The following is a 26794-nucleotide window of genomic DNA, read 5'->3' as shown; positions in this document are numbered from 1 at the left end:
GCGCCGTATCTCCCCGCCGCCCCCTGCTGCGGCGGGGCCCGGGCGCGCTCCCCCCCGCGGCCGGCCGGGGGGGCCCGCGGCCGCCCGCCCCCCCCCCCCGATCCGGATCTCTGGCCAGCAGCCACAGATCGTCCCCGCGCGCCGCCAGCAGCCGCGCGACCGCCGCACCGATACCGGAATTCGCGCCGGTGATGAAATGAACGCTCATAAACTCATGTTTCCCGCAAGTCGCCCATTTAAGGAGCGATTTCATGCCATGCTGAGCGCCGTTCCGGCCGCGGTCCGATACCTGGACGCTTCACGGTGGCCGTGCACCCGGCACTCCGCGGTCGCGGGTTCAGCCGGCGGACCGCGCCGCTTCGACCAGAGCGTCGGCCGCGAGAAGACCGAGGCTGTGGGAGGCGAGCGGGCTGTCACCCGTGAGGAGTCTGCGGTCCCGGTGGGTGCGGCCGGTCATGTCGTCGTTGACGATCGTCAGGCCCTGTTCACCCAGGAGATCGGCGACCAGCCACGGCAGGGGGCCGGGAAGATAGCCGATCTCAAGGTTCGGCCCCTCGTCGAGCGCGTCGGGGAAGACGCAGACCGAGTACCCCTTGAACGGCGACTCCTCCTTGCCCAGCGAGGCGGCGAGCAGGGCGGCCGGGCCGTGGCACAAGGTGATGACGAACCTGTCGTTGGCCAGGGCCCAGTCGAGCGTGCGCCCCACCGTCCCGCTCGTGGGCAGCCCCACCACGGCTCCGTGCCCGCCCGGGATGAACACCGCGAGGTAGTCCGAGTCGTCCCCGAGACCGTGGGCGATGACCTCGGAGAGCCTCCTCGGCTGCTTGAGCTGCGGTTTCAGCGCCTCGTACGTGGCCATCACCGCCTCGTCCTCGCGGGGCATGGCCCACAGTTCGAGCTTCGCGGGATAGCCCTCCAGAGTGGCGACATCGACGTCGAAGCCCGCTTCCATCATGTGGTGAAGCGGGAGAAGCATCTCGACCGGGTGGTTTCCGGTGGAGAACATCTTCCCGTTCTTCAGCAGCACGTAGCGTTCCCCGGCCGCAATCACGAGCACCTTCCACTTTCCCTCGGTGTAGGCGCCCTTGTGCCGCACTCCGTCGAAATTTGTCTTCGGCGAGGTGTACTTGCTCAGTGAATAAGGTGAGGGGAAGAACGCGTTTTCCTCCGCCGGATCCGGCGTGGGGTCCCTGCTCAGATCGCCTGCTGCGTGAGACATGCGAACGACCTTCTTTCCTGCCCGGCTCGTCAGTGGCCCCGAATTGGGTGCACGACGGGAGAAAGTGGCGCTGCCGCGACTGCGAGTTGATCAAGCCCATGCTACTGCGACCGGGCCGACCCGGCAGGTCGTGGCTGATGCCGGAGACGAAAGCCGAAGCGTATGCCGAAGGTGAAGAGTGCATACCGAAGATGAAGAGTGCACGCCGCAGGTGAATGCGGAGGCGATTGCCGAAAGCGGGAAGTCGGTTCCCCTTTCCCCGAACCGTTGCCGACCGCTCAGTCCGGCGACGCGGCCACCCGGACGCGATCGCTGTCGCCCTCCGAGAGGAACAGGGCCAGTTCGCGGCCCTCCTCGGCGACGTCCGCCCGCTGCGCGCGGGACAGGCGGCGCAGCGGGGTGACGGCCACGGTGCCGGCGTCGACATTCCAGGTCGCGGCGACTCGTCCGTCGACCAGCGCCACGCGCTCACCGGCGACCGACAGACCACGGTGGGCGTCGTCGATGATCCGGCCGCGGTCGTGATAGCCGAGGATCGCGTTGTCGAACGCCGGCAGGAACCGTACCGGGGCGGGCGTACCGGGGTCGGGACGGGGCGCGTCGGGGAGGTCCAGCAGCTCCCGGCCCCGCTCGTCGCGGAAGGAGACGAGCTCCCCGCGGACGGCGGCCACCGCGCCCGGCAGCCCGGCCAGACCGCACCAGGCGCGCAGATCGGCCGAGGCAGCGGGACCGAACGCGGCCAGATAGCGGCGTACCAGCGCCTGGCCGACCGGATCGGAGCCGTCGCCGGAAGGGGCGTCGATCTCTCGGCCCAGCCAGGAGGAGAGCGGGATGTTGCGCACGCCCGCCTTGGTCCGCCACAGCCCGCGCGGCGGCGTCTGCGCCATCGGGACGAGCGCGGCCACCAGCATTTCGCCCAGCGCGCGCGGCCCCGGTTCCGGCCAGCGTCCGGCGAGCGCCCGCGCGAGCTCGGTCATCGACCGGGGCTCGCCGTCGGCCATCACCGCCCGCCCCGCCGCGGCGAGTTCGTCGAGGTCCGTGCCGCCGAGCTCGCGACGGTAGTTCCCGAGCACCCGCTGCCGCAGCATGGCGTCGTGGCGGCCCCGCCAGGCCAGGGCGTCGTCGGCGGTGACGAGGTGGACGGTGCGGCGCATGAGGTGGGTGCGCACCACGCTCCGGCGGACCAGCAGGTCGGAGAGCACCGCCGGGTCGAACGCCCGTAGCCTCGACCAGAGTCCGACGAAGGGTTCCTGCGGTTCCTGCGCCTGGAGACCGCAGAGATGCGCCACGGCGTCGAGGACCGGTACGCCGGCGCGATCGAGCAGCAACTGCCGGGCGAGCGTGGCCCGGTTGAGCGCGCGGTTGCCGAGCACGGTCATCGCCGCTCCTTTCACTTCTGTGTCTTCCGTGTGTTCCACGTGCCCGGCGGGTCCCGGACCGCACCGGTCGGACCAGGCACGACCGGTGCGCCCGGACACCGCCGGTGGGTCCGGACATCACTGGTGGGTACGGGCACCGCCGGCAGGTCCGGGTCTGCCGGTGGGCCCGTGGTCCGGCGGGTGTCCCGAGCCGGTCAGGTCGACTTCTGTCCGTCGAGCGTCTCGCGCAGGATGTCCGCGTGGCCGGCGTGCTGGGCGGTCTCGGCGATGACGTGCATCAGCACCCGGCGCACGCTCCTCACCCCTCCCGGCTCGTGCCAGGGCGCCTCCGGCAGCGGGTGTACCGCGGACAGATCGGGTACGGAGGCGACGGTCTTCTCGGTCCGGGCGGCGACCTCCTCGTAGTTCTCGACGATCCCGGCCAGGGTCTCGCCGGGCAGCATCAGGAAGTCGTTCTGGTGGTCGATCGCCCACTGCGGGAACTCACGGGCGGTCCCGGCCGCGAAGTCGGCCCAGGTGACACCCTCCGGCAGGTCGTACCGCATCGCCGAGGGGCCCTCGACCGCGAACCGCAGCCACGCGTCCTCCATGGACGCGACGTGCTTGATCAGCCCGCCCAGGCAGAGCGAGCTGACCGTCGGCCGCTCGCCGGCCTGCCCGTCGTCGAGACCGCGTGTCGTGTTCGTCAGGGCGGAGCGCGCGCTCGCGAGTGCGGCGAGCAGGTCGGCGCGCTCGCCGTCGGGAGCGGGGGAGGAGTGGGTCGTGGAGGTCACAGTGATCGGATCCTTCTGGTCGTTCTCGTCGTCCGGCACAGGAACACAGTCGCAGGAGTAGCGGTCAGTTCGTGTCCTCTACTCGGGGCAACATGGGCGTCATGCCGAAGACCTCAGCGCGACTGCTCACCCTGCTGTCCCTGCTTCAGGCACGTCGCGACTGGCCGGGGCAGCTGCTGGCCGAACGGCTGGAGGTCAGCCCGCGCACCGTGCGTCGCGACGTCGACCGCCTGCGCGAGCTCGGCTATCCCGTGGCCGCCACGAAGGGCCCGGACGGGGGCTACCGCCTCGACTCCGGTACGGAGCTGCCGCCGCTGCTGTTCGACGACGACCAGGCCGTCGCCCTCGCCGTGGCGCTCCAGACGGTCACCACCACCGGTGCCGGCATCGGGGAAGCCGCGGCACGCGCGCTGAACACCGTCCGCCAGGTCATGCCCGCACGGCTGCGGCATCGCGTCGACGCCCTCCGGGTCACCGCCGTCGAGCGCGCGGGGACCGGACGGGGCACGGGTGCCGACGCCCGGGTGCTCGTGACCCTCGGCGCGGCCGTTCAGGCCCGCGAGGTACTGCGCTTCGACTACACCCGCGCCTTCACGCCGGGAGCCGCCGGGGCCGACCTCGACGCGACCGGGCCGCGCCGGGCGGAGCCCCACCACCTCGTCACCTGGGGCGGACGCTGGTACCTCGTCGCCTGGGACCTCGACCGCGAGGACTGGCGCACCTTCCGCGTCGACCGGATCACCCCACGCACGCCCACGGGGCCCCGGTTCCCCCCGCGTGAACTGCCCGGCGGGGACGTGGCCGCCTTCGTCACCGACCGGTTCCAGGGCTCCGACGGCGCCGGCGGCCGTCCCTGCACCGGCGAGGTGATCCTCGGCCTGCCCGCGTCCGTCGTGTCCACCTACACCCGTGACGCGGTCGTCGAGGAACTCGGCCCCGACCGCTGCCGGCTCGTCCTCGCCGCCTGGTCGTGGCCCGGACTGGCCGCCACCCTCGCCAGGTTCGACGCCGACATCGAGGTCATCGGGCCGGCCGAGCTCAGCGACGCCTTCGCGCTCCTGGCCCGCCGCTGCGCCGCCGCCGCGAACGGACCCGCCGTCCCCACCGCGCCACCGGACCGGGACCGGCACGCACACTGATCGACCCGAACAGCGAACAGGGGCAGCGCGGCGCCCGCGCACGTCCGGACGGGACCGGCAGGGAGCCGGGCCCCGGGCCGCCGGACCCGGCAGCCCGGTGCCGCCCGTGCCGCTACTCGTCGGGCTCCTCCTCGAGCAGGAGCGTGTCCAGGTCCGTGTCGAACCCCCCGGCGCTCGGGAACATCCGGTCCAGGGCCTCGGGCGGCACGTCCTTCTGACCGGCGGGACCGAGCAGCGGCTGTTCGGTCCAGATGCACTTCCCCGTCGGTGTGTAGCGCGTGCCCCAGCGCTGGGAGAGTGCGGTGATCAGTTGCAGGCCGCGCCCCCCTTCGTCGGTGTCGGTCGCGCGGCGGATGCGGGGCATCGTGAGACTGCCGTCGAAGACCTCGCAGATCAGCCCGGCGCTGCGGAGCAGACGCAGCCTGAGCGGGCCCTTGGCGTGGCGTACGACGTTGCCCACCAGCTCACTGGCGAGGAGCTCCGTGGTGGGGGTCAGGCTGTCCAGCCCCCAACTGGTGAGCTGCTCACGGACGTGTCGGCGGGCCTGACCGGCCGCCCGCGGGTCCTCGGGGAGCGGCCAGGAGGCCATCCGGTCGCCGGTCAGGGCGTGCAGGCGGGCCACGAGGACCGCCGCGTCGTCGGCCGCCTGGTGCTCGGCGGGCAGCAGACCGGCCGTCAGGATGTCGCAGAGCCCGTCGAGATCCGTGTCGGTGCCGTTCCTGCGGGCCGTACGGAGCAGTTCGGCGAGCTCCGCCATGCCCTCGTCGATCTCCCGCTTCGCGGACTCGACCAGACCGTCGGTGTAGAGCACGAGCAGGCTTCCCTCGGGCACCGGCAGCTCGACCGTCTCGAACGGGGGCTCCGCCGCGCCCAGTGGCGGGTCGGCGGCGAGCTCCGGGAAGTGCACGGTGCCGTCGGGGTGCACCAGCGCGGGCGGCGGGTGCCCGGCGCGGGCGATGGAGCAGATCTGGGTGGTGGAGTCGTACAGCGCGTACAGGCAGGTGACGTACGACGCCTCGCCCATGCCGCCGACGATGTCGTTGAGGCGGCTCATGATCTCGTCGGGCGGCAGTTCGAGGTCGGCCAGGGTGTGCACGGCGGTCCGCAGCCGCCCCATGGTGGCCGCCTCGGGAAGGCCGTGCCCCATGACGTCGCCCACGACGAGGGCGACCTGGCCGCCGGAGAGCGGGATGACGTCGTACCAGTCGCCGCCCACGTCCATGCCCTGTCCGGCGGGGAGGTAGCGCGCGGCGGCGGTGCACGCGGGCAGGCTGGGCAGGTCCTGGGGGAGCAGACTGCGCTGGAGTTCGCGGGAGCGGGTGTGCTCGGCGTCGTAGAGGCGGGCCCGCTCCAGGGCCTGGGCGACGAGCGCGCTGATGGTGGCCAGGAGGGTGCGCTCCTCGCCGGTGAGGCTGCGCGGGCTGTCGAAGGACAGCACGCACACCCCGAACGTGTGACCGGACGCCGTCAGTGGCAGGAACGCCCAGGCCTGCTTGTCGGTGCGCTCGGCCCGGTGGGCCAGCGCGGGCGCGTGCGCGATCAGCTCCTGCACCGAGGCCAGGAACAGGGGCCGGCCGGACGCGATCGCGTCCCAGGACGGGTCGCCGGGTGTCCGCGGGCGGTTGTCGAGGAGGTCGAGAAAGCCGGCCGGGTACCCGACGGCTCCGACGTTGCGGAGCAGGTCGTCCTCGACGGCCTGGACCAGGAGTCCGGCGGCGGCGAACGGGGGCAGCACCCGTCGGGCGACGGCGTCCACCACGTCGCGTGAGGTCGTCGCCTTGGCGAGCGCCGCCGTCAGCTCGCTGATCCGGGCGGATCGTTCGGACGCGGCGCGTTCGGCGGCGACGCGTTCCTCCTCCATGCGCCGTCTCGCGGTGACGTCGGTGAAGTAGAGGGTGCGGCCGTCGGGTCCCGGGACGAGACGCACCTGGTAGCGGCGCTCGCTGTCCAGCATGCGTACGTCGAAGCTGGCGGGTTCGTCCTCGGCGGCGGCCTGCCGGCACTGGCTCTCCAGTCCGGGAACCTGCTGGGCGGAGGGCAGCTCCCACAGGACGCGTCCGAACAGCTCCGCCTCGGAGAAACCCAGCGTGCGTTCCGCTTCCAGGTTGGCGAAGGTGATCCGCCACTCGTCGTCCACCGCCAGGAAGCCGTCGCTCATGTGCCGCAGCGCCCGGCTGAGCGCGTCACGGGCGGAGCGGGACTCGTCGCTGTTCCACCCCAGGCCGCCCATCCGGAGCGGTTCGCCGTTCTCGTCGTACGTCGCGCCGGCGCGGGTCTGGGTCCAGCCCCAGGTGCCGTCCCGTTTGCGCACCCGGTACTCGGCCTCGAACACACCGTGGTCCCGGATCGCCCGCTCCGCCGCCGCGAGGGTCGGTGCCAGGTCGTCGGGGTGGACGATCCGCATCCAGTTCTCGATCCGGCCGGTGAAGTCCGCCGGCAGGGTGCCGTAGAGCTCCAGGGCCTCCTCGTCCCAGATCAGATCGCCGGTCCGGATGTCCCAGTCCCACGCTCCGACGCTGACCTCCTTCAGCGCATCCCGCAGACGCTCCCTGTTCAGCTCCGCGTGCGAGGGCCCGGCCGGCGGCGGTGCCTGGACCATGCGTTCCTCGGCCCAGCCGACGACGGCCCTGAGGAACTCCCACTGCTCAGGGGTGGGCTCCCCGGCGTCGCCCATCAGCACGGTCAGCGCACCGATGCCGCGGTCCCTGCCGAACAGCGGCACGGCGGCCAGGCCGGTGCCGGGCCAGGCGGCCTCGGCGGGCTCCGTCGGGGGGATGCCCGGTCCGGCAGCCCCGGCAGCCCCGGCAGCCCCGGCGCTCGGCACGGTGCTGGACAGGGGCACCCACACGCCACTGCCCCGCTGAAGGGCGCGGGCCGGGGCGAGCGGACCCTCCTGGTCGACGATCTCCCAGGCCTGGGTGAGGGCGGGCGGGAGACCGGCCGACGACACCATGCGCAGCATCGACATGGGGCCGCGAAGATGGATCGTTCCGCCCAGGGCGCCCAGCTCCCCCAGCGCGTGCTGCAGCGCCAGCCGGAAGATGTCACTCTCCGTGACTCCGGGGGCCACTGTACGCAGCAGAGCCAGCCGTGCGTTCATGCGGGGAACCCTATCGTCCACGTTTCGCCCGAAACCGCGCCCTCGCAGGATTCTCACGCCGTGCCGCCGTACGCGCCACCCGAGCCTCAACGCCGTTGCACGCGGAACCAGTTCGTTCCGGTTGCCGACGGCCGCGGAACGCTGTACACGAGGGGCGTACCGGACCCGCTCCCCGCCGGCGTCTCGTCGTCGCCCCATCTCCACCCCGTGGACGAAGACGGACGAGGAGCGGACGGGGAGCGGGGTGGCAGGAGAGGCGATCCCCGGCGGACAGTGGCATGATCGCGCCCGGCATGCGACGGTGGCGCGATGACGACGAACGACTACGACCGCGTACGCCTCGGTATCGAGGCCATGACCGCCTACGTCTCCGGCGACAACCTCATGACGAAGTACATGATGGAGCGCGCGGAGTCGGACGGGAACCTCGACCAGGTCGCGGACGGTGTGACGGGACTGTGCGCCCTGCTTCTGCGTCAGCTCGCGGAGATGACGGGGAAACAGGAGCTGGAGATCCTCCAGGAGATCGCCCGGGGCCTCAACCGCACCGAGCAGCGCGAGCAGTAGCCGCACACCGTCCCGCCCCGGGGCCGCGGGACGGTGTCCGGCGGCCCCGGGGCGTTGAACCGTCCGTCCGGGACGGTCCCGCCTTCATCCGGAAGCCGGGAAGTCGGCGCCGCGGGAGACGGTCTCGCGAGCGCGGATGCCCGCGAGAACCGTGTCCAGCTCCTCGACCACGGCGTCGTATCCCGCGCCGCCCAGGACGAGGTGGTGCGGCGGCTCCTCCTCGTCGAGGGCATCGAGGACGGCGTGGACGGCGCGGACGGGATCGCCGGGCTGGCTGCCGTCCTGCGCGATCATGAAGTCCCGTACGGACTCCACCATCGGCCGGTAGGCGTCCACGGTCTCGGTCACCGGCTCGTCCGCGAAGCCGGTGTAGGCCCGGGTGCGGAAGGCACCGGGTTCCACGGCGAGGACCCGGATGCCCAGCGGTGCCACCTCCTCCCGCAGCACCTTGGTGAGCCCTTCCAGCGCGAACTTGGCGGCGGTGTAGTAACCGAATCCGCCGACTCCCCGCAGGCCCGCCACCGAGGACATGTTGACGATCCATCCCCTGTGCAGGGCGCGCATGCCGGGCAGAACGGCGCGCAGGACGGCCACGACGGCGAAGAAGTTCAGTTCGAAGGTGCGGCGGACGGCGTCGTCGGTCATGCCCTCGACGGAGCCGTACCAGCCCCGTCCGGCGTTGTTGACCAGGACGTCGATGCCACCGAAGCGTGCCTCCGCCGCCGCGACGGCGTCCTCGATCTGGCGGGCGTCGGTGACGTCCAGCGGCAGGACCAGCACTCTGTCGCCGTGGGGTACGGCCCACTCGTCGAGCAGTTCCGGCCTGCGTGCCGTGAGGACGACGTTGTCTCCGCGCTCCAGGGCCGCGTCCGCGTAGGTCATGCCGAATCCGCCCGGGGTGCCCCCGGTGATGAACCAGGTCTTCATGGTCTGCTTCCTTCAGCTTCGTTCGTTTGCTGTGGGCTTCGCGAAGCTTCGGTGAGCTTCGTACTCGTACCGCTTCGTCCGTTCCGGGGTGAGCGCGTCCTCGCGCGCGTGCCGGGGACGTGTCGGTGACGGACGTGGGGCTCAGGCCTCGATGACGAGCCGCTCGATGAGTCCGTCGCGCAGGGTGAACCGGAAGTGGAGGTCGACGATCCCGCCGGGGAAGTCGCCTTCGAGCCGCTGGGTGACCGTGTACTCCCGGTCGGATGTCGCGTGGACCGCGATGGGCTCGATCGTGTAACTGTACTCACCGGCGGTGCGGTTCATCCACCGCTCGATGGCGTCGATGCCGCCGTGGGTCACCCCGTCGTCGGTCACCGTGGCGTCCGGGGTGAAGTTCGCGAGCTGCGCCGCGGTGTCGTGCAGGCGGTGGGCGGCCAGATAGCGGGTGACGGCCTGGGGGAGTGAGTCGAGGGTGACGGGTGGCATGGGTTGCTCCTTCGGGTCGTGTGGGGTGCCGGACGACGGACTCCGCGCCGCGGGGCACGCTGTTCGTCCGGGCGGCTCGCGCGGGTCGAGTCACTTCTAAATTCGAAGTAACTGACTTCGACTATAGCAGTGACTTCGCCGGATGCCGGTCGGCGCGCGAGGGGGAGGCGAGGGGTGGGGGTGAGGGGTGGGGGCGGCCATGATCACGGCGCCCGGAGGTGCCCCACTACCTACTGCTAAGATAGAAGTTTGTGGGAGTCGGCCGCTGACGCCGCTGACACCGCGGACACCACTCACGGAAGGGGGCGCGGATGCCGGCCCGAATTCGCCTGGAGGACCGCGAGTGTCCGCTGTCCCAAACCGTCCAGCACGTGGGCGAGTGGTGGACGCTGCTGATCCTGCACGACGCCTTCGACGGCTTCACCAGGTTCGACCAGTTCCAGGAGAACCTCGGCATCTCGTCCAGCATGCTGACGAGCAGGCTCAAATCCCTGGTGGCCGAAGGGCTCTTCGAGCGGCGCCAGTACCAGACCCACCCGAACCGCTACGAGTACGTCCTCACGGAGTACGGCCGCTCGCTGCGCTCGGTCATCGTCGCCCTCGCCGCCTGGGGGAACTCCCGGCTCGACGCGGACGAGCGGGCCATGATCCTGGTGGACGCGCGGACGGGCGCCGAGGTCGACCCGGTGGTCGTCGACCGGACGACGGGCCGGCGTGTCGACACGGACGAGTTCGTCTTCACGGCCGGCCCGGCCGCGAGCGAGGCCATGCGGACCCGGTACGCGGACGCGGTGGACGGCTCCTGACCGTCCCGGCCGGTCATCGTCGTCGGCGCTCCCGCGAGGGCCCGGTCAGGACCCCGCGAGCAGGGTGAACTCGGCTCGGCCGCGGACCTCGCCGTTGACCTGGAGTTCCAGGGCGTGCGAGCCCGGATGGAAGACCCGGGTGGTGATCCTCCGGAACGAGTGCCGACGGCTGATCGAGACGCGTTCGCCCGCCTGAAGGGTCCTGGTGGTGAGCTTGAAGACCTTGGGCGCGGTGCTGCCGTTCGCCTTCTGGTAGTGGATCACGTAGTCGATCGCCAGCTTGGCCGGTGCCGCCCCTTCGTTGGCGACGTCGAACGCGAAGGTGATCTCGTCACCCACCGTCACCCGGTCCTCGCCCAGTCGCGGTCCGAAGACGGCGACCTCCGTAGCCGGCTCGAAGCCCAACAGGGCCAGCGCCCCGGGGTGTCCCTTCTTCACGGCCGTACGCAGCGCGTGCCGTACGACGCGAGGGGTGTGGCCGTCCGGCGCCGCGCTCCACCCGGCAGCCACCTCGACGGCCAGGTCCGGGTCGGCGTGACTGATGTCGTTCACGTGGTTGGCCACGGAACGCCGCACGTACTCGGACGGATCGCGGTACAGCGCGTCGAGGACGGGGCGGGTGAGGTCGGGGCTGTTCAGGAGTCCGGGCACCCGGACCGCCCACGGCAGCCGGGGCCGGGTCCCCTCGCTCGCCAGGCGCCGCACGTGCTCGTCGGGGTGGTCGGTCCACCGCCGGACTACGCGGAGACTCCGGGTGAGATCGGCCCTGAGCATCCGCCGGATCGCGAACTCCGCGGTCAGCCGGGGGGTCAGATCGGCCAGCAGGTGGAGTGCCGCCTCGAAGGCGTCCGGATCGTCGTCCTCCAGGGCGCGGGTGACGACGGCCTCCGTCACCGGCCAGATCATCCATCCCGTGAACCCGGGATCGGTGAGCGCCGTGCGGACGACGGTCCGTGTCGCGGCGAATCCCCCGGGGAGGTGCGCCGTCAGGACGTCCCGCACCAGGTCGCTGCGCTCACGCAGGGCCAGGCCGTCGAGTTTCTCCCCGCACACGCGAACGGCCTCCGCGTCGCGCGGCCGGCCGGCCCTGGCGAGGCAGTCGGCGAGACCGGCCACCGCCGCCGATCCCAGCAGTTCCTCGGCCAGTGGCACGTGACGCTCCTTGTCTTCGCGCAGGCGGAACGTGGAGGACGGTCCGCGGGAGATTCCTGATTGCTGGTGCGGGGCGTCGACCGTTTCCCGTACCTGTTACTTCTAGATTAGCAGTAACAGGATCGCGGGGGCCGTGAGAGGTGCGGACCACGACGGGCCGGCGCCTCGCCGCCTGCGGTCAGGCGCGGTCAGGCCGGCTGCCACAGCTCGACCCGGTTGCCCTCGGGGTCGGTGACCCAGCCGAAGCGGCCGACACCTTCCATGTCCTGCGTTTCACCGGCCACGTCCGCTCCGGCCGCCCGCAGCTGCGCGAGCATCGCGTCGAGGTCGCGGACCCGGAAGTTGAGCATGGCCTGTTGGGTGCGGGACCCGAAGTAGTCGGTCTCGGACTCGAACGCCGCGAACACCGTCGGCCCGGCTTCCTGACGCCACAGGCCGTGCTCGTCGGTGTCCAGGCCGAGGCAGTCGCGATACCAGGCGCTCAGGGCCGCCGGATCCGCGGCCCGCATGAAGTACCCACCGATTCCCAGCACACGTTCCATGCCGCCATCTTGCCAGGGCGCCGAGCGGGCGGGCGGGCCACCGGACCGTCACCGGCCGCCGTCCCCTCCCCGCGGTGGGGAACTCGTAAGGGGGTGTCGTCACGACACACCGGGCGGGCCCTTCCCCGGCGCGGGTCCACGGTGAGGGGGCCCGTGAGCGGCGGCCTCCCTTTCCGCCGTCTCCGGGCCCTGTGGCAAGGGGCCGCCATTCGGGTGAAGCGCGTGTTACTCCAACGGTGTCGGGGGCCAATGGGCAGAGGCTTGTCGTACGGTGCCGTGGTACCCGAGCGGCCGATTCGGAGTGGCAGCGCGACGGTCGACGAATAAGACTGAAGTTCATGGTTTTGTGATCACGTAGGAGAGTGCGGTCTTGTGGCTCGGAAACGGCTCGGACGAGCCATTCGCCGGAGCGTGAGGACACCGGACCGGCCGCCCGCGGCAATCGGGAGCCGAAATGTCTTCTCAGGAGGTCGAATGGTGGAGCAGTCCTCCGAGGTCTTCATAGTCGGACCGGACGAAGACGAGGCAGCCGTCGCCCGGCGGAGTGGCGCGGACCTGACGGCGGCGGAGACCGAGAAGAAACTCGCGGAGGTCCTGGCGGGCGTCGTGGCCGCGGAGCACGTACCGGTCGACAGCCACTTCTTCGACGACCTCGGTGCCAACTCGCTGGTCATGGCCCAGTTCTGCGCACGGGTCAGGAAGCGGCCGGACCTGCCGTCCGCGTCGATGAAGGACATCTACCGGTACCCCACGATCCGAAGCCTGGCGACGGCTCTCGTGGACGCCGCCCCCACCCCCGTGGACGCGTCGCCTTCCACGGCACCGTCCGTACCGGCACCGTCGCCGGCCCCGGTGCCGCGGCCGAGCACGTCGCGCTACGTCCTGTGCGGAACCGCCCAATTGCTGTTTTTCCTCGGGTACTCCTTCTTCACCGGCCTGGTCGCCGCCCGCGGCTACGAATGGATCGCCGCCGGGTCGGGCCTGGCTGACGTGTACGCGCGGTCGGTCCTCTTCGGCGGCCTCGGATTCATCACGCTGTGCGGATTCCCGATCGCCGCCAAATGGATTCTCATCGGCCGCTGGAAGCCACGTGAATTCCCCGTATGGAGCCTGACCTATCTGCGTTTCTGGCTCGTCAAGGTACTCCTTCACGCCAATCCGATGATCTTCTTTGTCGGTAATCCGCTGTACGTGCTCTATCTGCGGGCGCTCGGCGCGCGCATCGGCAGCGGGGTCACGATCCTCTCCCGGTCGGTCCCCGTCTGCACCGACCTGCTCACGATCGGCGCCGGGACGGTGATCCGCAAGGACTCGTTCTTCCTCTGCTACCGCGCGCACTCGGGGCACATCCAGACCGGCCCGGTCACCCTCGGCCGCGACGCGTTCGTCGGCGAGAAGACCGTCCTCGACATCGACACCGTGATGGGCGACGGCGCCCAGCTCGGCCACTCGTCCGCCCTGTACCGCGGCCAGGTCGTCCCGGACGGGGAGCGCCGGCACGGCTCCCCGGCGGAACCCACGCGGATCGACCACGTGCGGGTCGCGCCGGCGGCCTGCGGCACCCCGCGCCGGGCCTGGTTCGGGATCGCCAGCCTGCTCCAGCTGTTCTTCCTGTACCTCCCGCTGGCCGTCGGCGGGCTGTACATGCTGTTCGCCCAGATCCCGGCGCTCGGCAGGCGGCTGGACTCGGCCACGCCCGCGATCGCGTCGTCGGGCTTCCTCGTCGACGCCCTGATCCTGTCCGCCGCGCTGTTCTTCGGCTTCGTGGTCCTGGGGCTCGTCGCCCTGTTCACCGTGCCGCGGCTGCTGTCTCTGGCCATCGAGCCCGACCGGGTCTATCCGCTGTACGGCTTCCACTACGCGCTGCACCGGGCGACGACGACCTTGACGAACATCAGGTTCTTCGCCTGGCTCTTCGGCGACAGCTCGTACATCGTGCCCTACCTGCGCGGCCTCGGTTACGACCTGTCGGAGGTCGAGCAGACCGGGTCGAACTTCGGCTCGGAGATGCAGCACGAGACGCCGCTCCTGGCGACCGTCGGCAGCGGGACGATGATCGCCGACGGCCTCTCGCTCATCAACGCGGACTTCTCGAGCACGTCCTTCCGGGTGTCCCGGGCCACGATCGGGCCGCGCAACTTCCTCGGCAACAACATCGCCTATCCCGCCGGAGGCCGGACGGGGGAGAACTGCCTGCTCGCCACGAAGGTCATGGTTCCCCTGGACGGCGAGGTCCGTACGGGGGTCGGACTGCTCGGCTCACCGTGCTTCGAGATCCCGCGGTCGGTGGAGCGCGACTCGCGGTTCGACCACCTCCGTACAGGAGGGGAGCTGCGCCGCAATCTCGCCGCGAAGAATCGTTACAACCTCCGCTCGATGGCGCTCTTCCTGTTCCTGCGCTGGCTGCACACCCTGGCGCTCACGGCGTTCGGTCTCGCCTCCGTCAGCCTGTACGGAGTCCTCGGGCACGTCGTCATCGGCGGGTACGTGGCGATCACCCTGACGTTCACCGCCCTGTACTTCGCCCTGGTGGAACGTTGCATCGCCTGGTTCCGCGGACTGAGTCCGCGACTGTGCTCCATCTACGACCCGTACTTCTGGTGGCACGAGCGTCTGTGGAAGGTGCCGGACCACTACCTCAACATCTTCAACGGGACCCCCTTCAAGAACGTGATCTGGCGGCTGCTGGGCGTGCGGATCGGCCGCAGGGTCTTCGACGACGGCTGCTACCTGACGGAGCGGACGCTCGCCGCGATCGGGGACGACTGCACACTCAGCGCCGGCAGCAAGATCCAGTGCCACTCGCAGGAGGACGGCACCTTCAAGTCCGACCGCACCACCCTCGGCTCCGGCTGCACCCTCGGGGTCGGCGCCCATGTGCACTACGGCGTGACGATGGGTGACGGCGCCGTGCTGGCACCCGACTCCTTCCTCATGAAGGGCGAGGAGGTCCCCTCCCACGCGCACTGGGGAGGAAACCCCGCCGTGGAGACCGCGGCTGCCCCGGCGCACCCCGACGGCATCGGCGCGGCAGCGGTGACGGGAACGTACTCGGCCGGCAGCAACGCGGCTACGGCGAGTTGAGGAAGGCCATTCGATGGGAGCGAACGTGGAGGCGGACCGGGAGTACTGGGGCCGTGTACTGGCCGCCGGGGGATTCACCCCGGTCCCGCGGTGGTCGCGGGAGCCGGTCGCGGGGGTGGCCGAGTACGAGGCGGCGGTGCCGGGCGACGTGATGGAGGCGGTGCGCGGCCTGGCGCGCGACGTCGGCGCGCCGGTGAGCTCGGTGCTGCTGGCCGCGCACGCGAAGGTACTGGCCGTGCTGTCCGGCGAGCTGGACGTGGTGACCGGATACGCCGCCGCGGGGACGGACGCCGGTCCGCTGCCCTGCCGGCTGACCGTCGCCCCGCAGTCGTGGCGCAGGCTCCTGGTGAGTGTCCGCGGCGCCGAGGCCGACCTGCTGGCGCACCGCGACTTCCCCGTGGACACGCTGCGCCGGGAGTCGGGGACGGCCGGCCCGTCGTACGAGATCACGTTCGACCCCGCCGGGACCGCGGACGTACTGGCCGGGGACGTCGTGCTGGACGTGGGCTGGTGCGATCGCGGCGCGGACCCGGTGCTGCGCCTGCGGTACCGCACCGAGGTGCTGGACGCCGAGTGCGCGGCCCGGATCGCCGGCCACCACCTCACGGCGCTCACGCTGATGGCGGCCGACGCGGACGCCGACCACGCACGGCAGAGTCTGCTGTCGCCCGAGGAGGTGCGCCACCAGCTCCAGGCACTGGCCGGACCGCGCCGGCCGCTGCCCGAGGGACGGGTGCACGAACTGTTCGAGCAGCGGGTGCGGATGCATCCCGGGACGGTGGCAGCGGTCCACGGCGAGCGGGCGTGGACGTACGGCGAACTCAACGCCCGCGCGAACCGGCTGGCGCGGGCCCTGCTGGCGCGCGGACTGGACCGCGAGGACCCGGTGGCCGTCGTCACCGAACGCAACCTCGACTGGGCGGCCGCCGTGCTGGCGGTGTTCAAGGCCGGCGGCGTCTATCTGCCGATCGAGCCCCACTTCCCCGCGGGACGCGTCGAGGCGACCCTGTCGCGTGCCGGGTGCCGGCTCGTGCTGACCGAGTCCGGCAGCACCGACACGCTCGACCGGGCGCTGGGCGCGCTGCCGGGCGTCGAGAGGCTGCTGGTCGAGACGGCGTACGCGGAACAGCACGACGACAGTGACCTCGGGGTGAAGGTGACGGCCGGCCAACTGGCCTACATCTATTTCACCTCCGGCTCCACCGGTGAGCCCAAGGGTGCGATGTGCGAGCACGCGGGCATGCTCAACCACCTCTACGCCAAGATCGACGACCTGGGGATCGACCAGGACCGTGTGGTGGCGCAGACGGCCCCCCAGTGCTTCGACATCTCGCTGTGGCAGCTGCTGGCCGCGCTGCTGGTGGGCGGCCGGACGCTGCTCGTCGGACAGAAGGTGATCGTCGACGTCGAGCGGTTCGTCGACACGCTGGTCCAGGAGCGGGTGGCCGTGGCACAGCTCGTCCCCTCCTACCTGGAGGTGGTGGTGTCGTACCTGGAGCAGCACCCCCGCGAACTGCCCGACCTGACCCGGGTGTCGGTGACCGGAGAGGCACTGAAGCGGGAGCTGGTCCAGCGCTGGTTCGCGATCCAGCCGGGGATCGGCCTCGTCAACGCCTACGGGCTGACCGAGACCTCGGACGACACCAACCACGAGATCATGGACGGCGTGCCGGACCGGGTACTGCTCGGGCGCGCGGTCAACAACGTGCACGTCTACGTCGTCGACGAACATCTGTCGCTGGTGCCGCTCGGTGCCCCGGGCCTGATCGCGTTCTCCGGGGTCTGCGTGGGCCGGGGCTACGTCAACGACCCCGAGCGGACCCGCGAGGCGTACCGGAAGGATCCGTACCGGTCGGGGGAGCGGCTCTACCTGGGAGGCGACCGGGGACGCTGGCATCCGGGCGGCTCGCTGGAGTTCCTCGGCCGCCGGGACAACCAGGTCAAGATCCGAGGCTTCCGCATCGAGATCGGCGAGATCGAGAACACCCTGCTGCGGGTGCCCGGCGTCCGGGACGGCGCGGTGGTGGTCGCCGAGGCGGCCGGCGGCACGCACCTGATCGCCTACTACTGCGGCCGCTCCCTGAGCACGGAGGTGCTGCGCGAGGCGCTGGGCGCCGTACTGCCCGACTACATGATTCCCTCCGCCTTCCACTGGCAGGAGAGCCTGCCCCTCACCGCCAACGGGAAGATCGACACGAGGACCCTGACCGCGCTGGCCGAACGGACGCCGCCAGGGGCCGCCGACGACGGCGCCGAAGAGGACCGGAGCGCTCCGCAGAGCCCAGCCGAGCGGAAACTGGCGGGCCTGTGGGCCGAGTTGCTGGGTGTGCCCGAGCACAGCGTCGGCCGGCGGGACCACTTCTTCGACTCCGGCGGCACCTCGCTGACGGCCGTGAAGCTCACCGTCGCCCTGGACCGCGCGGTGTCCCTGAAGGACATCACCGCCCACCCGGTGCTCGCCGATCTCGCCGCGCTCCTCGACGGCGCGCCGGGCCGGCGCCACGAACTGCTCCAGCCGCTCGCGGAATCGGACGGCCCCTCGGAGTACGCCCTGGTGTGCTTCCCCTACGCGGGCGGCAACGCGGTCAACTTCCGGCCGATGGCCGGCGCCCTGGCGGCCACCGGTCACGGGCCGTCGGTCTACGCCGTCGACCTGCCCGGTCACGACCTGGCCGCCCAGGAGGAGCCGTTCGCACCGTCGGCACAGGTGGCGCGGCAGGTCGTCACCGAGATCGTCGGGCGCGGTCTGACCCGGGTCGTGCTCTGGGGGCATTCCTCGGGTGCCGCCCTGGCCCTGGAGACGGCGAGGCTGCTGCGGGAGCGCGGAGTTGACGTGCCCCGGGTGTTCCTGGGCGCCCAGCTCCTGGGTACCGCGGACGCCCGGCGGGCGGCCGTCATCGAACTGGCGGGACGGAGCAACGCCGAGATCGCCGCCGGTCTGGGGTCGGACAGCGGGTACACCGAGCTCGGTGAGCTGAACGCGTCCCACGCCGAACAGGTCGGTGCCGCCTACCGGAACGACTGCGTGGCCGCACACCGCTATCTCACCGGCGCCCTGGAGAACCCTCCGACGGCCAGGCTCTCCGTGCCGGTCACCGTGGTCGTCGCCGCCGACGACCCCCACACGGCGGGGTTCGCCGACCGGTACCGCGACTGGCAGCTCCTGGCCGAACAGGTGGAACTGCACGAACTCCCCGACGGTGGGCACTACTTCCCGCGCACCCGGCCGGACGCGGCCGCACAGGCGGTCCTGGCCGCCGCCGAACTGCTCGCCTCCCCCTCACCCACGTGAGCGGCCCCCACCCACCTGAGCGACCCCACCCACCTGAGCGGACCTCACCCTCGTGAGCGGCAACCGAAAGGAATCCCGATGTCGTCCTCGTTCCTGGCAGCCCTGCCCGAGGCGGAACTGCACCCCGGCAAACCCCCGATCCTGCATGTCGACGCCCCCGGTGACGCGCCCGCCTGGGCGGCCGAGAACCGCGAGGCGCTGCGCGGTCAGGTCGCGGAGCACGGCGCACTGCTGGTCCGGGGCCTGGGGCTGCGGGCGGCGGACCAGGTCGGTGCCGTCTTCAGGGGACTGGGCGGCGATCCGATGGAGGACCGCGAGGCGTTCGCGCCCCGGCAGGTCCGCGGACCAGGGCTGTACTCCTCCTCCACCTGGCCCTCCAACCAGCCGATGTGCATGCACCACGAGCTGAGTTACCGGCTGGAGTTCCCCGGCCTGATGCTGTTCGCCTGCCTGAGCGCGCCCGCCGAGGGCGGAGCGACCGCGGTGGCCGACGCCGAGCGGGTGCTCCAGGCACTGCCCGCCGCGCTGACCGAGCGGTTCGAGCGCGAGGGCTGGCTGCTCACCCGCAGCTACAACGACGAGATCGGGGCGTCCCTGACCGAGTCGTTCGGCACGGAGGACCACGCCGCCATCGAGCGCTACTGCCACGAGCACGCCATCGACTTCACCTGGGAGCCCGACGGGTCCCTGCGCACGCGGCAGCGACGCGACGCCGTGGTGCGGCACCCGCTCACCGGCAGGCGCTGCTGGTTCAACCAGATCGCCTTCCTCAACGAGTGGACGCTGGCCCCCGAGGTGCGCGAGTACCTGGTGGACGTCTACGGCGAGGACGGGCTGCCGTTCAACACCCGCTTCGGAGACGGTTCCCCGATCGGCGAGGACGTCGTCCGGCTCATCAACACCACGTACGAGGACCACACCCGACGCGAGCCCTGGCAGGCCGGCGACATGCTGCTCGTCGACAACGTGCGCACCGCGCACAGCAGGGAGGCCTTCACCGGGGAACGCGAGGTGCTGGTCGCCATGGCCGAGCCCCGCCGGTCCGCGGACCGCCGCCCCACCTCCGAGGGGGGCCCGCGATGACCGTCCTGCCCTCTCCCGTCACCGAGGCCGCCGCTCCGCGTTCCGCCCCGGCGCCCACCTTCGCGGTGATCTCCGGCGCCCAGGTGCAGCAGGCGCTCGGCGGACGCGAGCGACAGCTCGTGGAACTCGTCGAGGCCGCCTACCGGCTGCACGGCTCGGGTGACTCGGTCAACCCGCCCTCGTACTTCCTGCGGTTCCCCGACCGGCCGGCGGACCGGATCATCGCGCTGCCCGCGTCCATCGGCGGTCCGATCCGGGTGGACGGCATGAAGTGGATCTCCAGCTTCCCGGGCAACGTCCAGGCGGGCATCCCCCGTGCCTCCGCGGTCCTCGTCCTCAACGACCACGACACCGGATACCCCTTCGCCTGCCTGGAAAGCTCCGTCATCAGTGCCACCAGGACCGCGGCGTCCGCCGCGCTCGCGGCCGACCGGCTCAGCCGCGGCCGTCCCCGGCCCACCCGGGTCGGATTCGTCGGCACCGGTCTCATCGCCCGCTACATCCACACCTTCCTGGCCGGCACCGGCTGGACCTTCGACGAGGTCGGGGTGCACGACCTGTCGGCCGACAGCGCCTCGGGCTTCTCCGGCTACCTGCGGGAGGCCGGGACCACCGGACAGGCCCCCAGGGTCACGGTCCACGACAGGGCCGAGCAGCTGATCCGCGCCAGCGACCTGGTGGTCTTCGCGACCGTCGCCGGCGAACCCCATGTCACGGACCCGGACTGGTTCTCCCACCACCCGCTGGTACTGAACGTGTCGCTGCGCGACCTCGCCCCCGAGGTCCTGCTCGCCTCCGCCAACATCGTCGACGACGTCGAGCACTGCCTGAAGGCCGACACCTCACCCCACCTGGCCGAACAGCTCACCGGCGGCCGGGACTTCCTGGACGGCACCCTCGACGACGTGCTGACCGGACGGGTGACCCCGCCGGCCGACCGGACCGTGATCTTCTCGCCCTTCGGTCTCGGTGTCCTCGACCTCGCCGTCGGCAAGTACGTCTACGACGAGGTGGCCCGGAAGGGGGACCTCCGTCTCGTCGACGACTTCTTCCACGACCTGCGTCGGTACGGCTGAAGCGGAACCACCTCAGCTCTGGCATCAGGAGGCCCACCGTGCCCGTCATCTCCGCTCCTCACGCCTTCAACGAAAGCCAGCTCTACGTCGACCTCCAGTCGATCTTCGGGCGCTCGCTGTATCTGAAGTGCGAGGGCTTCAACTTCGCCGGCTCCATCAAGCTGAAAGCCGCGAACGAGATGGTGGAGAGCGCCGAGCGCGAGGGGATCCTGAAGCCGGACTCGATCCTGGTGGAGTCCTCGTCCGGGAACCTGGGCGTGGCACTGAGCATGATCGCCGCGAGCAAGGGCTACGAGTTCCTGTGCGTCACGGACTCCCGGTGCAACCTCTCGACCCGGCTGCTGATGGAGGCGCTCGGCAGCGAGGTGCACGTCATCTCCGAACTGGACGCCAACGCGGGATTCCTCGGCGCGCGGATCGACTACGTCCGCGCGCTGTGCGCGTCCGACGACCGTTACGTGTGGCTCAGTCAGTACACCAACCCGGGCAACTGGCAGGCGCACTACCGCACGACGGCGCCCGAGATCGCCAGCCACTTCCCGGGCCTGGACGTCCTGTTCGTCGGGGCGGGCACCACCGGGACCCTGATGGGCTGCGCGCGCTACTTCCGGAAGTGGCACCGGCCGGTGCGGATCGTCGCCGTGGACAGCGTCGGCTCGGTGGCCTTCGGTGGCAAACCGGGACGCCGGATGATCCCGGGCCTGGGTATGAGCATGCAGCCGCCGCTGCTCGACGAGTCCCTCGTGGACGAGGTGATCCGGGTGGAGGAGGCGGACACCATCCGTACGTGTCACCGGCTGGCCCGCCGCGGCTTCCTGTTCGGCGGCTCCACCGGGACGGTGGTCAGCGGAGCCATGGAGTGGCTGAACCGGCATGAGGCGCCCGCTGTCACCGCGGTGGCCATCGCCCCCGACCTCGGCGAGCGCTACCTCGACACCATCTACCAGACCAACTGGCTGCAGGATCTCTACGGCGAGAACCTGCTCGACCCCGAGCAGGTGGCCGTCGGCCAGCGCAGGGTACGGCCCACGCCGGACCCGCCCGACGCACCGGAGGCGCCGCCCCGGCACCGGAGCCGCTGAACGCGGCGTCCGCGGCCCACGCCCGCGTGAACCCTCGGGTGCCGGGCCGGACACCGCCCGGCCGACGGGAGGGGCCGGTCGTCATCGCGCTCGGCCGGCCGCCTCGGCTAGCCTGCGGCCATGGAGCAGGACCAACCCCTCATGCGCGACGTCTTCCCGAAGCTGGTCGCCGAGCTGATCGCCCTCCTGGAGGACGAGGGAGAACGCGAGTTGGCCATCTGCGCGTGGGATCTGCGTCTGGTCGGTGAGTGCGGCTGCGGCGACGGCTTCTGCCAGAGCATCCGGACGGCGGATCATCCGGAGGACCAGCCGTACGGACCGGGCCATCGGTGCGTGCCTCTCCTGCCCTCGAAGGGCATGCTGAACCTGGACGTCGTGGACGGCCGGATCATGTATGTCGAGATACTCGATCGGCCGTCCATGCTCCGTCGGACCGAGCAGCCGTGACGTCCGCCCGAGCGGGACACGAAGGTCGGGCCCGGACCTGACCGCCGTCCACCTCGTCAGTACCCGTGGCCGTCGTACGCCGTCGTCGGCGAACCCGTACCGGTTCGGCGGCGGTCAGCCGGGCTTCTCGCCGGTGTCGCAGACCTGGCGGGCGATCTCGCGCAGTTTGACGTTGCGGTCCTGCGACGCCTTCTTGAGCACCTTGAAGGCGGCGTCCTCGGGCAGCCCGTAGCGCTCCATGAGGATGCCCATCGCCTCGCCGATCTCGTGGCGGGTCTCCAGGGCGTCGCCGAGCTGCTGGTGCGTGCGGGCCGCCGAGAGGGCCACGGCCGCGTGCGAGGCGAGGATCCAGCCGGCCCGCCGGGCGGCCTCGTCGAAGGCGCGCGGCTGGTGGGAGTACAGGTTGAGGGCGCCCAGTTCGTCGTCCTCGGTGAAGAGCAGGAAGCCCATCACGCTCCCCATGCCCATTTTCCTCAACTCGGGGGCGAAACGGGACCATCGCTCGTGCGGCCGGTTCAAGTCCTCGATCACGTAGACCTGCTGACGGTCGGTCACGGCGTCGAAGCAGGGGCCCTCCCGCAGGTCCTGCTGGACCCGGTCCGCGCGGCGCACCACGTCGCTCGTCGCCGCCAGAGCGTGCACCTCGCCCCGTCGCACGGTGAGGATGCCGGCGTCGTCGCAGCCGTTGATCAGCACCGTCGCGTGTTCCACGATGCGGTCCAAGGTGTCCTGGACCGAGTCCTGGGCCAGCAGATCGCGCGCCATCTCCGCCAGGGCGACGGCGAACCGCTCCCAGACCTCGCCGGGCTCATGTGACATGTGCCACCTGCTCTGCTGTTGAAGCCGCGTCGTCGCCCATCCGGGCTCCCATTTTGCCACCCGCGCCACCTCGACGCGCCCCATGGGCGCCTTCGGAGAGGGCGCCCGCGCACGGCCACCGGTGTCGTTTCCCGTTCAATCAGAGCTGTCCCGGCAAGACCCCGTGTTTCACCCGTGGATCAACGGTGACCCGAAGGGGAGACCGAAGTCCGACGAACGACACCACCGTGATCGCAGGAGGCTCCCATGGACAACTGGCGCGAATCGGCGGCATGCCGCACGGTCGACCCCGACCTCTTCTTCCCCATCGGCAGCACGGGCCCCGCGCTTCCGCAGGTCGAGGAGGCGAAGGCCGTCTGTCGGCGGTGCCCCGTCCGCGACGAGTGCCTGCGCTGGGCGCTCGACACGGGCCAGACCATCGGCGTCTGGGGCGGGACGAGCGAGAACGAACGGCGCGCGCTGCGGCGGCGCACGGTCGGCCGCGCCGCCAGGGATGCCGGAACCTAGGGCAGGTGGGCAGAAGTGCGCGAGAGGTGGCGTCCGCGTGGTGTGGAGCAGTAGGAGAGATCCCGCCGACGAGTCCGGGGCAGGCGTGATGGAAAGTGATCCGAGCAGGCGCAAGCGGCCGTCGGACGAGGAGTTCGAGAGCCTGGCCGTCGTCTTCCCCGGTCAGCTGTGCGACGTGACCGACGCCCGCCTCTCCGCGGAGAGCTATCTGCGCGTCCTCGCACGGGCGTCACCGCCCTCGTCGCCCGAGTACTGGGACGACGTCCTGCTGGTGGTGACGGAGCTCGCCGCCAACACGATCCAGTACGCTCCCGGCCCCTTCGAACTGCGGGTACGGCCGACCGGCGACGGCGTGCAGGTCACCCTGCGCGACAGCAGCACCACGCCGCCCGCGCCCCGGCGAATGAACCCGTCCCGGGGCGCGGGCGGCATCGGCTGGCACCTCATCCACGCGCTCTGCCATCGGGTGAACGTCGTGGTGCGGCCCGACGGGAAGGACGTGCACGCCCTGCTGCCCTGGTGACGCCCGGACCTCCCGGGGTCCGGGCGTACGGACGCCCACCGCGCGCACCGTGGGCTGCTCCCCGTACCGGCTCGTCGCTCCCGCCAGGTGTCGATTCCCCGGACGGGGGCACACGGAACCGCTGTAGGACACATCAGTTCCGTGCACCCGAACGAGGTGGAGCAGTGAGCCTGGAGCAGGACCGAGCGACGGCACCCGTCGACGTGACGGACGACGAGGTGCGTGAACCCTCCGAGGAGGAACGTGCCGCCTGGGCGCGCGTGTGCCGTACCGCGACCGGAATGCGGCACCACGAGGCCAAGGCCGAGCTGGAGGCCGTCCGGGAGGCGTCCCGGAGCGAGGCGCTCACCGACCAGGAGTCGCTGATCGTGCGCGCGGAGGCCGAGGAGTGGGAGCGGATCGCCGAGGCGCTCGCCGACCACGCGGGGACGTACGACCCCGACCACGATCCCTTCGTCCAGGGCGAACTGACCGCCCGCGCGCATCGGACGGAGACGGCGGCCCACCGTCGGTGAACCGCTCCGCGAGCGCCGCCTTCGTGTTGTCAGTGCCGTCCGCCACAATGCCGAGCAGCAACGAAGATCGTTTCCGCTCCCGGCGGCACACGATCGGACCCGTCCGTCGAGAGGCCGCCCGCACATGACGCCCGCCCCCCATCGCCGCGCCGTGCCGCGAGCCCTGAACGGAGACCGCTGACGATGCTCCGAGCCCTCCCGCGCCCAAGCGCTCCCCTCGGCCCCGACGGTGCCGAGGTGCTGCGTCTCATCACCGTGCAGCGCGCCCCCGTCTGCCTCACCGTGCAGGCCAGCGGGCGGCGCCGGTACGGCTACTGGCAGCCCATGGATGCCGGCGCCGGGCGGGGAGGGTGCTATGTCGCCCTGCCCACCGACGAGTGCGACGCGCTGCACGCGGCCGGCCGGATCGTACTGGGGGAGCCGGTGGTGGACCCGGGCAAGACGACGTATCCGGTGCGCCCCGCCGTACGGGGCGCGTCCGCGTCGCCCGGCGGGGTCCGGCAGGCTCTCACCGCGTGAGGAGGGGCGTGGGGGTCACGAAGTCGTGTGGCGGTTGCGCACCCACAGAGGTACGGCGAACCAGCAGACCAGGTACCAGGCGACGATCCCCGTGACGATCCAGGGCACATAGCCGTCATGGGTGGCGACCCGCAGGATGAGCAGCAGCGACGCTGTCATCGTCGCGAGCAGCAGCACGAGCCCCGCGAGCGTCATCCGTGACGCCCACACGACCGCCCGTTCCTTCACCCGTCTCCCGGCGACGATCCGGTGCAGGGACACCGGGCCGATGAGCGCCCCGGTGGCGGAGGCCCCGAGAACGACCGTGACGATGTAGATCGTTCTGTCGACCTGTTCCAATTGTGTGTAGCGCGGGGTGAAGACGACCGTGAGCAGAAAGCCGAACAGAATCTGGACGCCGGTCTGCGCGACCCGGATCTCCTGGAGGAGGTCGCCCCATTTGCGGTCGGCCCTCTCCTCCTCGGTCTCCTCACGCCCCGTGTCGCCCTGTGCGCGCTCCGCGCCCCGATGAGCCTCTTCGTGTGCCGACTCGGACAAGTCTTCCTCCCGGTTGACCCCGGTTGACCGGGCGATGGTTTCGGTGGATCCAATGTCCTCGAACATCCCGAAGAAAGACGCGCGCGCTCATATCCGCCGTGTCGCGGCGGTGAAAGGATTATTTACCGGGGTGAGAGCGGTACGACGGCCGTGATGCGCTTTCCCCCCGCTTGGAGAAGCGAGATCACGATGTCGCGGGCCAGCAGACAGATGATCGGCCAGCCGTGGCCCCCGATCGACGGGGACCCCTGACCCTCCGCACGTCGTTTGGGTGCCGGTATCTCGTCGCTGCGGTCGCTCACCGACAGGCGTACCTCACGCTCGCCGGGTATCACCTCGAACGCCGTCACTCCGCCGCCGTGCAGCATCGCGTTGGTGGTGAGTTCGGAGGCGACGAGCAGGACGTCACCGACGGCTGTCGCGTCGGCCGTCGCCCCGGGGCCGGACGCCGTCCCGGCACCGCGGGACCGTCGCGCGCTGTCGAGTGCCTGCCGTACGGCCTCACGCACCTCGGCCGGGCTGCGCGGGCCCGGGGAGCGCGACTCGGGTGGGTCGTCCGCCGTGCCGGTGGAGTGCGTCCGGGACTCTCCGCACATTTCTTCACTCCTTGCTAGAAAAGAAGCGGGCCCGCCGCATGAGCGTGCGGCGGGCCCGATACGGCGCGTGACCCTCAGTGCCGGAAAATGTCCTTCATCTTCTCCTTGGCCTGGCGGGTGTCGCCCTTTGCCTTCTCCGCCCTGCCTTCGGCGGTCAGACGCTCGTTGCCGACGGTGCGGCCGACGGTTTCCTTGGCCTTGCCCTTGGCCTGTTCCGTCTTCGCCTGTGCCTTCTGGTTCTTGGTCACTGCAGATCACGTCCTTACCGCATTGACTGTGCGATCCACTATTACGGCTGACCTGATAGGGCCGTCCCAAACCCCTGACGGGAAATGAATGACGTTTCCCCGGGGGAGGCGTCCCGGATGTGGGCGGCGGAAAGGTGATCACCCCGTCGGGGGCCGCCCGCGCGGTCGGGTTGCCCGACGAGGCCACCGGGTCGTTCCGCGTGCCGCGGCCTGCGCTATAGTCGATCTCGCGTTCGCCGCCCGAACTGTCGGCGGAGAGCCCGGCGTTGGTGGTCCAAGGAAAGACGTCCCGCTTCCTGCGGGGAGATGCAGGTGCAAGGCCTGCCCGGCGCTCCACAGAGTCGCGGGGAGCCGAATAACGAGGGGGGGCTAGCCT

25 protein-coding genes and 1 pseudogene are annotated in these 26794 nt (G+C 71.1%); 13 read left to right on the top strand and 13 right to left on the bottom strand.

The window, feature by feature from the left end; all coding sequences use genetic code 11:
* From ACFV2J_RS04505 to ACFV2J_RS04490, 4 genes and pseudogenes are all read right to left on the bottom strand, one after another.
* Positions 1-208 (bottom strand): annotated as a pseudogene (locus tag ACFV2J_RS04505) (hypothetical protein); the annotation flags it as partial.
* Positions 209-337: 129 nt separating this feature from the next.
* Positions 338-1219, bottom strand: coding sequence for a glyoxalase III HchA (hchA, locus tag ACFV2J_RS04500; RefSeq protein WP_385089683.1), 882 nt, complete (start codon positions 1217-1219; stop codon positions 338-340).
* Between the two features lie 278 nt (positions 1220-1497).
* A complete protein-coding gene (locus ACFV2J_RS04495; protein ID WP_385089686.1) occupies positions 1498-2598 on the bottom strand; it encodes a winged helix DNA-binding domain-containing protein in 1101 nt (366 codons plus the stop codon).
* 194 nt (positions 2599-2792) lie between these two features.
* Complete coding sequence (locus ACFV2J_RS04490) at positions 2793-3371, bottom strand: DinB family protein (protein WP_385089689.1); 579 nt, start codon at positions 3369-3371, stop codon at positions 2793-2795.
* Positions 3372-3472: 101 nt separating this feature from the next.
* Between ACFV2J_RS04490 and ACFV2J_RS04485 the strand changes: the two genes are divergently transcribed.
* Positions 3473-4510 (top strand): helix-turn-helix transcriptional regulator, encoded by a 1038-nt coding sequence (locus tag ACFV2J_RS04485; protein WP_385089692.1) that lies wholly within the window; start codon positions 3473-3475, stop codon positions 4508-4510.
* Between the two features lie 112 nt (positions 4511-4622).
* On the opposite strand, the gene ACFV2J_RS04480 is transcribed toward ACFV2J_RS04485, so the two are convergent.
* On the bottom strand, positions 4623-7610 hold the full coding sequence (locus tag ACFV2J_RS04480) for a SpoIIE family protein phosphatase (protein ID WP_385089695.1): 2988 nt from the start codon (positions 7608-7610) through the stop codon (positions 4623-4625).
* 309 nt (positions 7611-7919) lie between these two features.
* Between ACFV2J_RS04480 and ACFV2J_RS04475 the strand changes: the two genes are divergently transcribed.
* A complete protein-coding gene (locus ACFV2J_RS04475; protein WP_168526471.1) occupies positions 7920-8177 on the top strand; it encodes a hypothetical protein in 258 nt (85 codons plus the stop codon).
* An 84-nt stretch (positions 8178-8261) separates the two neighbouring features.
* Here ACFV2J_RS04475 and ACFV2J_RS04470 read toward each other — a convergent pair whose 3' ends face one another.
* Both ACFV2J_RS04470 and ACFV2J_RS04465 read right to left on the bottom strand, forming a co-directional pair.
* The gene (locus ACFV2J_RS04470) at positions 8262-9104 is read right to left on the bottom strand and encodes an SDR family NAD(P)-dependent oxidoreductase (RefSeq protein WP_385086812.1); all 843 of its coding nucleotides are present in this window, start codon (positions 9102-9104) and stop codon (positions 8262-8264) included.
* Between the two features lie 141 nt (positions 9105-9245).
* Positions 9246-9590, bottom strand: a complete 345-nt coding sequence (locus ACFV2J_RS04465; protein ID WP_385086815.1) for a nuclear transport factor 2 family protein — start codon at positions 9588-9590, stop codon at positions 9246-9248.
* Between the two features lie 311 nt (positions 9591-9901).
* Here ACFV2J_RS04465 and ACFV2J_RS04460 point away from each other — a divergent pair, with 311 nt between their 5' ends.
* On the top strand, positions 9902-10396 hold the full coding sequence (locus tag ACFV2J_RS04460; protein ID WP_385086818.1) for a winged helix-turn-helix transcriptional regulator: 495 nt from the start codon (positions 9902-9904) through the stop codon (positions 10394-10396).
* A gap of 45 nt (positions 10397-10441) precedes the next feature.
* On the opposite strand, the gene ACFV2J_RS04455 is transcribed toward ACFV2J_RS04460, so the two are convergent.
* Both ACFV2J_RS04455 and ACFV2J_RS04450 read right to left on the bottom strand, forming a co-directional pair.
* Positions 10442-11548 (bottom strand): DNA alkylation repair protein, encoded by a 1107-nt coding sequence (locus ACFV2J_RS04455; RefSeq protein WP_385086821.1) that lies wholly within the window; start codon positions 11546-11548, stop codon positions 10442-10444.
* Positions 11549-11736: 188 nt separating this feature from the next.
* Positions 11737-12090, bottom strand: a complete 354-nt coding sequence (locus ACFV2J_RS04450; RefSeq protein ID WP_385086824.1) for a VOC family protein — start codon at positions 12088-12090, stop codon at positions 11737-11739.
* A 474-nt stretch (positions 12091-12564) separates the two neighbouring features.
* On the opposite strand from ACFV2J_RS04450, the gene ACFV2J_RS04445 reads away from it, so the two are divergent.
* The 6 genes from ACFV2J_RS04445 to ACFV2J_RS04420 all read left to right on the top strand — a co-directional run bounded on the left by ACFV2J_RS04445 (position 12565) and on the right by ACFV2J_RS04420 (position 22154).
* A complete protein-coding gene (locus tag ACFV2J_RS04445) occupies positions 12565-15174 on the top strand; it encodes a Pls/PosA family non-ribosomal peptide synthetase (RefSeq protein WP_385086826.1) in 2610 nt (869 codons plus the stop codon).
* A gap of 13 nt (positions 15175-15187) precedes the next feature.
* Positions 15188-18466, top strand: a complete 3279-nt coding sequence (locus ACFV2J_RS04440) for an amino acid adenylation domain-containing protein (protein ID WP_385086829.1) — start codon at positions 15188-15190, stop codon at positions 18464-18466.
* A 78-nt stretch (positions 18467-18544) separates the two neighbouring features.
* Entirely contained in the window at positions 18545-19549 is a 1005-nt protein-coding gene (locus ACFV2J_RS04435; RefSeq protein WP_385086831.1) for a TauD/TfdA family dioxygenase, read from the top strand.
* Entirely contained in the window at positions 19546-20625 is a 1080-nt protein-coding gene (gene sbnB / locus ACFV2J_RS04430; RefSeq protein ID WP_385086834.1) for a 2,3-diaminopropionate biosynthesis protein SbnB, read from the top strand. The genes ACFV2J_RS04435 and sbnB overlap by 4 nt, the downstream gene beginning before the upstream one ends.
* A 38-nt stretch (positions 20626-20663) precedes the next feature.
* Positions 20664-21707: a 2,3-diaminopropionate biosynthesis protein SbnA gene (sbnA, locus tag ACFV2J_RS04425; protein ID WP_385086837.1), complete on the top strand. Its 1044-nt coding sequence runs from the start codon at positions 20664-20666 to the stop codon at positions 21705-21707.
* A 120-nt stretch (positions 21708-21827) separates the two neighbouring features.
* Entirely contained in the window at positions 21828-22154 is a 327-nt protein-coding gene (locus tag ACFV2J_RS04420) for a hypothetical protein (protein WP_385086840.1), read from the top strand.
* A gap of 114 nt (positions 22155-22268) precedes the next feature.
* On the opposite strand, the gene ACFV2J_RS04415 is transcribed toward ACFV2J_RS04420, so the two are convergent.
* On the bottom strand, positions 22269-22973 hold the full coding sequence (locus ACFV2J_RS04415; protein ID WP_385086843.1) for a GAF and ANTAR domain-containing protein: 705 nt from the start codon (positions 22971-22973) through the stop codon (positions 22269-22271).
* 246 nt (positions 22974-23219) lie between these two features.
* Between ACFV2J_RS04415 and ACFV2J_RS04410 the strand changes: the two genes are divergently transcribed.
* The 4 genes from ACFV2J_RS04410 to ACFV2J_RS04395 all read left to right on the top strand — a co-directional run bounded on the left by ACFV2J_RS04410 (position 23220) and on the right by ACFV2J_RS04395 (position 25037).
* Positions 23220-23480 (top strand): WhiB family transcriptional regulator, encoded by a 261-nt coding sequence (locus ACFV2J_RS04410; RefSeq protein ID WP_148011700.1) that lies wholly within the window; start codon positions 23220-23222, stop codon positions 23478-23480.
* A gap of 88 nt (positions 23481-23568) precedes the next feature.
* Positions 23569-24003: an ATP-binding protein gene (locus ACFV2J_RS04405; RefSeq protein ID WP_385086858.1), complete on the top strand. Its 435-nt coding sequence runs from the start codon at positions 23569-23571 to the stop codon at positions 24001-24003.
* Between the two features lie 164 nt (positions 24004-24167).
* Positions 24168-24518, top strand: a complete 351-nt coding sequence (locus ACFV2J_RS04400; RefSeq protein ID WP_385086846.1) for a hypothetical protein — start codon at positions 24168-24170, stop codon at positions 24516-24518.
* Between the two features lie 183 nt (positions 24519-24701).
* A complete protein-coding gene (locus tag ACFV2J_RS04395) occupies positions 24702-25037 on the top strand; it encodes a hypothetical protein (RefSeq protein ID WP_385086849.1) in 336 nt (111 codons plus the stop codon).
* A 15-nt stretch (positions 25038-25052) separates the two neighbouring features.
* On the opposite strand, the gene ACFV2J_RS04390 is transcribed toward ACFV2J_RS04395, so the two are convergent.
* From ACFV2J_RS04390 to ACFV2J_RS04380, 3 genes are all read right to left on the bottom strand, one after another.
* Positions 25053-25640, bottom strand: a complete 588-nt coding sequence (locus tag ACFV2J_RS04390; protein WP_385086852.1) for a DUF6328 family protein — start codon at positions 25638-25640, stop codon at positions 25053-25055.
* Positions 25641-25696: 56 nt separating this feature from the next.
* Complete coding sequence (locus tag ACFV2J_RS04385) at positions 25697-26170, bottom strand: ATP-binding protein (protein WP_385086855.1); 474 nt, start codon at positions 26168-26170, stop codon at positions 25697-25699.
* Positions 26171-26244: 74 nt separating this feature from the next.
* Positions 26245-26418, bottom strand: a complete 174-nt coding sequence (locus ACFV2J_RS04380) for a CsbD family protein (protein ID WP_351949746.1) — start codon at positions 26416-26418, stop codon at positions 26245-26247.
* Positions 26419-26794 lie beyond the last annotated feature (376 nt).

This window comes from Streptomyces sp. NPDC059668, assembly GCF_042734135.1.
Taxonomy (GTDB): domain Bacteria; phylum Actinomycetota; class Actinomycetes; order Streptomycetales; family Streptomycetaceae; genus Streptomyces.
This window is presented reverse-complemented; position numbering and strand designations above follow the sequence as displayed.

What these genes read in the sequence shown, in the direction of transcription:
- hchA (WP_385089683.1), bottom strand. Translation starts at nt 1,219, where the DNA reads ATGTCTCACGCAGCAGGCGATCTGAGCAGGGACCCCACGCCGGATCCG.
- ACFV2J_RS04495 (WP_385089686.1), bottom strand. Translation starts at nt 2,598, where the DNA reads ATGACCGTGCTCGGCAACCGCGCGCTCAACCGGGCCACGCTCGCCCGG.
- ACFV2J_RS04485 (WP_385089692.1), top strand. Translation starts at nt 3,473, where the DNA reads ATGCCGAAGACCTCAGCGCGACTGCTCACCCTGCTGTCCCTGCTTCAG.
- ACFV2J_RS04480 (WP_385089695.1), bottom strand. Translation starts at nt 7,610, where the DNA reads ATGAACGCACGGCTGGCTCTGCTGCGTACAGTGGCCCCCGGAGTCACG.
- ACFV2J_RS04475 (WP_168526471.1), top strand. Translation starts at nt 7,920, where the DNA reads ATGACGACGAACGACTACGACCGCGTACGCCTCGGTATCGAGGCCATG.
- ACFV2J_RS04470 (WP_385086812.1), bottom strand. Translation starts at nt 9,104, where the DNA reads ATGAAGACCTGGTTCATCACCGGGGGCACCCCGGGCGGATTCGGCATG.
- ACFV2J_RS04465 (WP_385086815.1), bottom strand. Translation starts at nt 9,590, where the DNA reads ATGCCACCCGTCACCCTCGACTCACTCCCCCAGGCCGTCACCCGCTAT.
- ACFV2J_RS04460 (WP_385086818.1), top strand. Translation starts at nt 9,902, where the DNA reads ATGCCGGCCCGAATTCGCCTGGAGGACCGCGAGTGTCCGCTGTCCCAA.
- ACFV2J_RS04450 (WP_385086824.1), bottom strand. Translation starts at nt 12,090, where the DNA reads ATGGAACGTGTGCTGGGAATCGGTGGGTACTTCATGCGGGCCGCGGAT.
- ACFV2J_RS04445 (WP_385086826.1), top strand. Translation starts at nt 12,565, where the DNA reads ATGGTGGAGCAGTCCTCCGAGGTCTTCATAGTCGGACCGGACGAAGAC.
- ACFV2J_RS04440 (WP_385086829.1), top strand. Translation starts at nt 15,188, where the DNA reads ATGGGAGCGAACGTGGAGGCGGACCGGGAGTACTGGGGCCGTGTACTG.
- ACFV2J_RS04435 (WP_385086831.1), top strand. Translation starts at nt 18,545, where the DNA reads ATGTCGTCCTCGTTCCTGGCAGCCCTGCCCGAGGCGGAACTGCACCCC.
- sbnB (WP_385086834.1), top strand. Translation starts at nt 19,546, where the DNA reads ATGACCGTCCTGCCCTCTCCCGTCACCGAGGCCGCCGCTCCGCGTTCC.
- ACFV2J_RS04420 (WP_385086840.1), top strand. Translation starts at nt 21,828, where the DNA reads ATGGAGCAGGACCAACCCCTCATGCGCGACGTCTTCCCGAAGCTGGTC.
- ACFV2J_RS04415 (WP_385086843.1), bottom strand. Translation starts at nt 22,973, where the DNA reads ATGTCACATGAGCCCGGCGAGGTCTGGGAGCGGTTCGCCGTCGCCCTG.
- ACFV2J_RS04410 (WP_148011700.1), top strand. Translation starts at nt 23,220, where the DNA reads ATGGACAACTGGCGCGAATCGGCGGCATGCCGCACGGTCGACCCCGAC.
- ACFV2J_RS04405 (WP_385086858.1), top strand. Translation starts at nt 23,569, where the DNA reads ATGGAAAGTGATCCGAGCAGGCGCAAGCGGCCGTCGGACGAGGAGTTC.
- ACFV2J_RS04395 (WP_385086849.1), top strand. Translation starts at nt 24,702, where the DNA reads ATGCTCCGAGCCCTCCCGCGCCCAAGCGCTCCCCTCGGCCCCGACGGT.
- ACFV2J_RS04390 (WP_385086852.1), bottom strand. Translation starts at nt 25,640, where the DNA reads ATGTTCGAGGACATTGGATCCACCGAAACCATCGCCCGGTCAACCGGG.
- ACFV2J_RS04385 (WP_385086855.1), bottom strand. Translation starts at nt 26,170, where the DNA reads ATGTGCGGAGAGTCCCGGACGCACTCCACCGGCACGGCGGACGACCCA.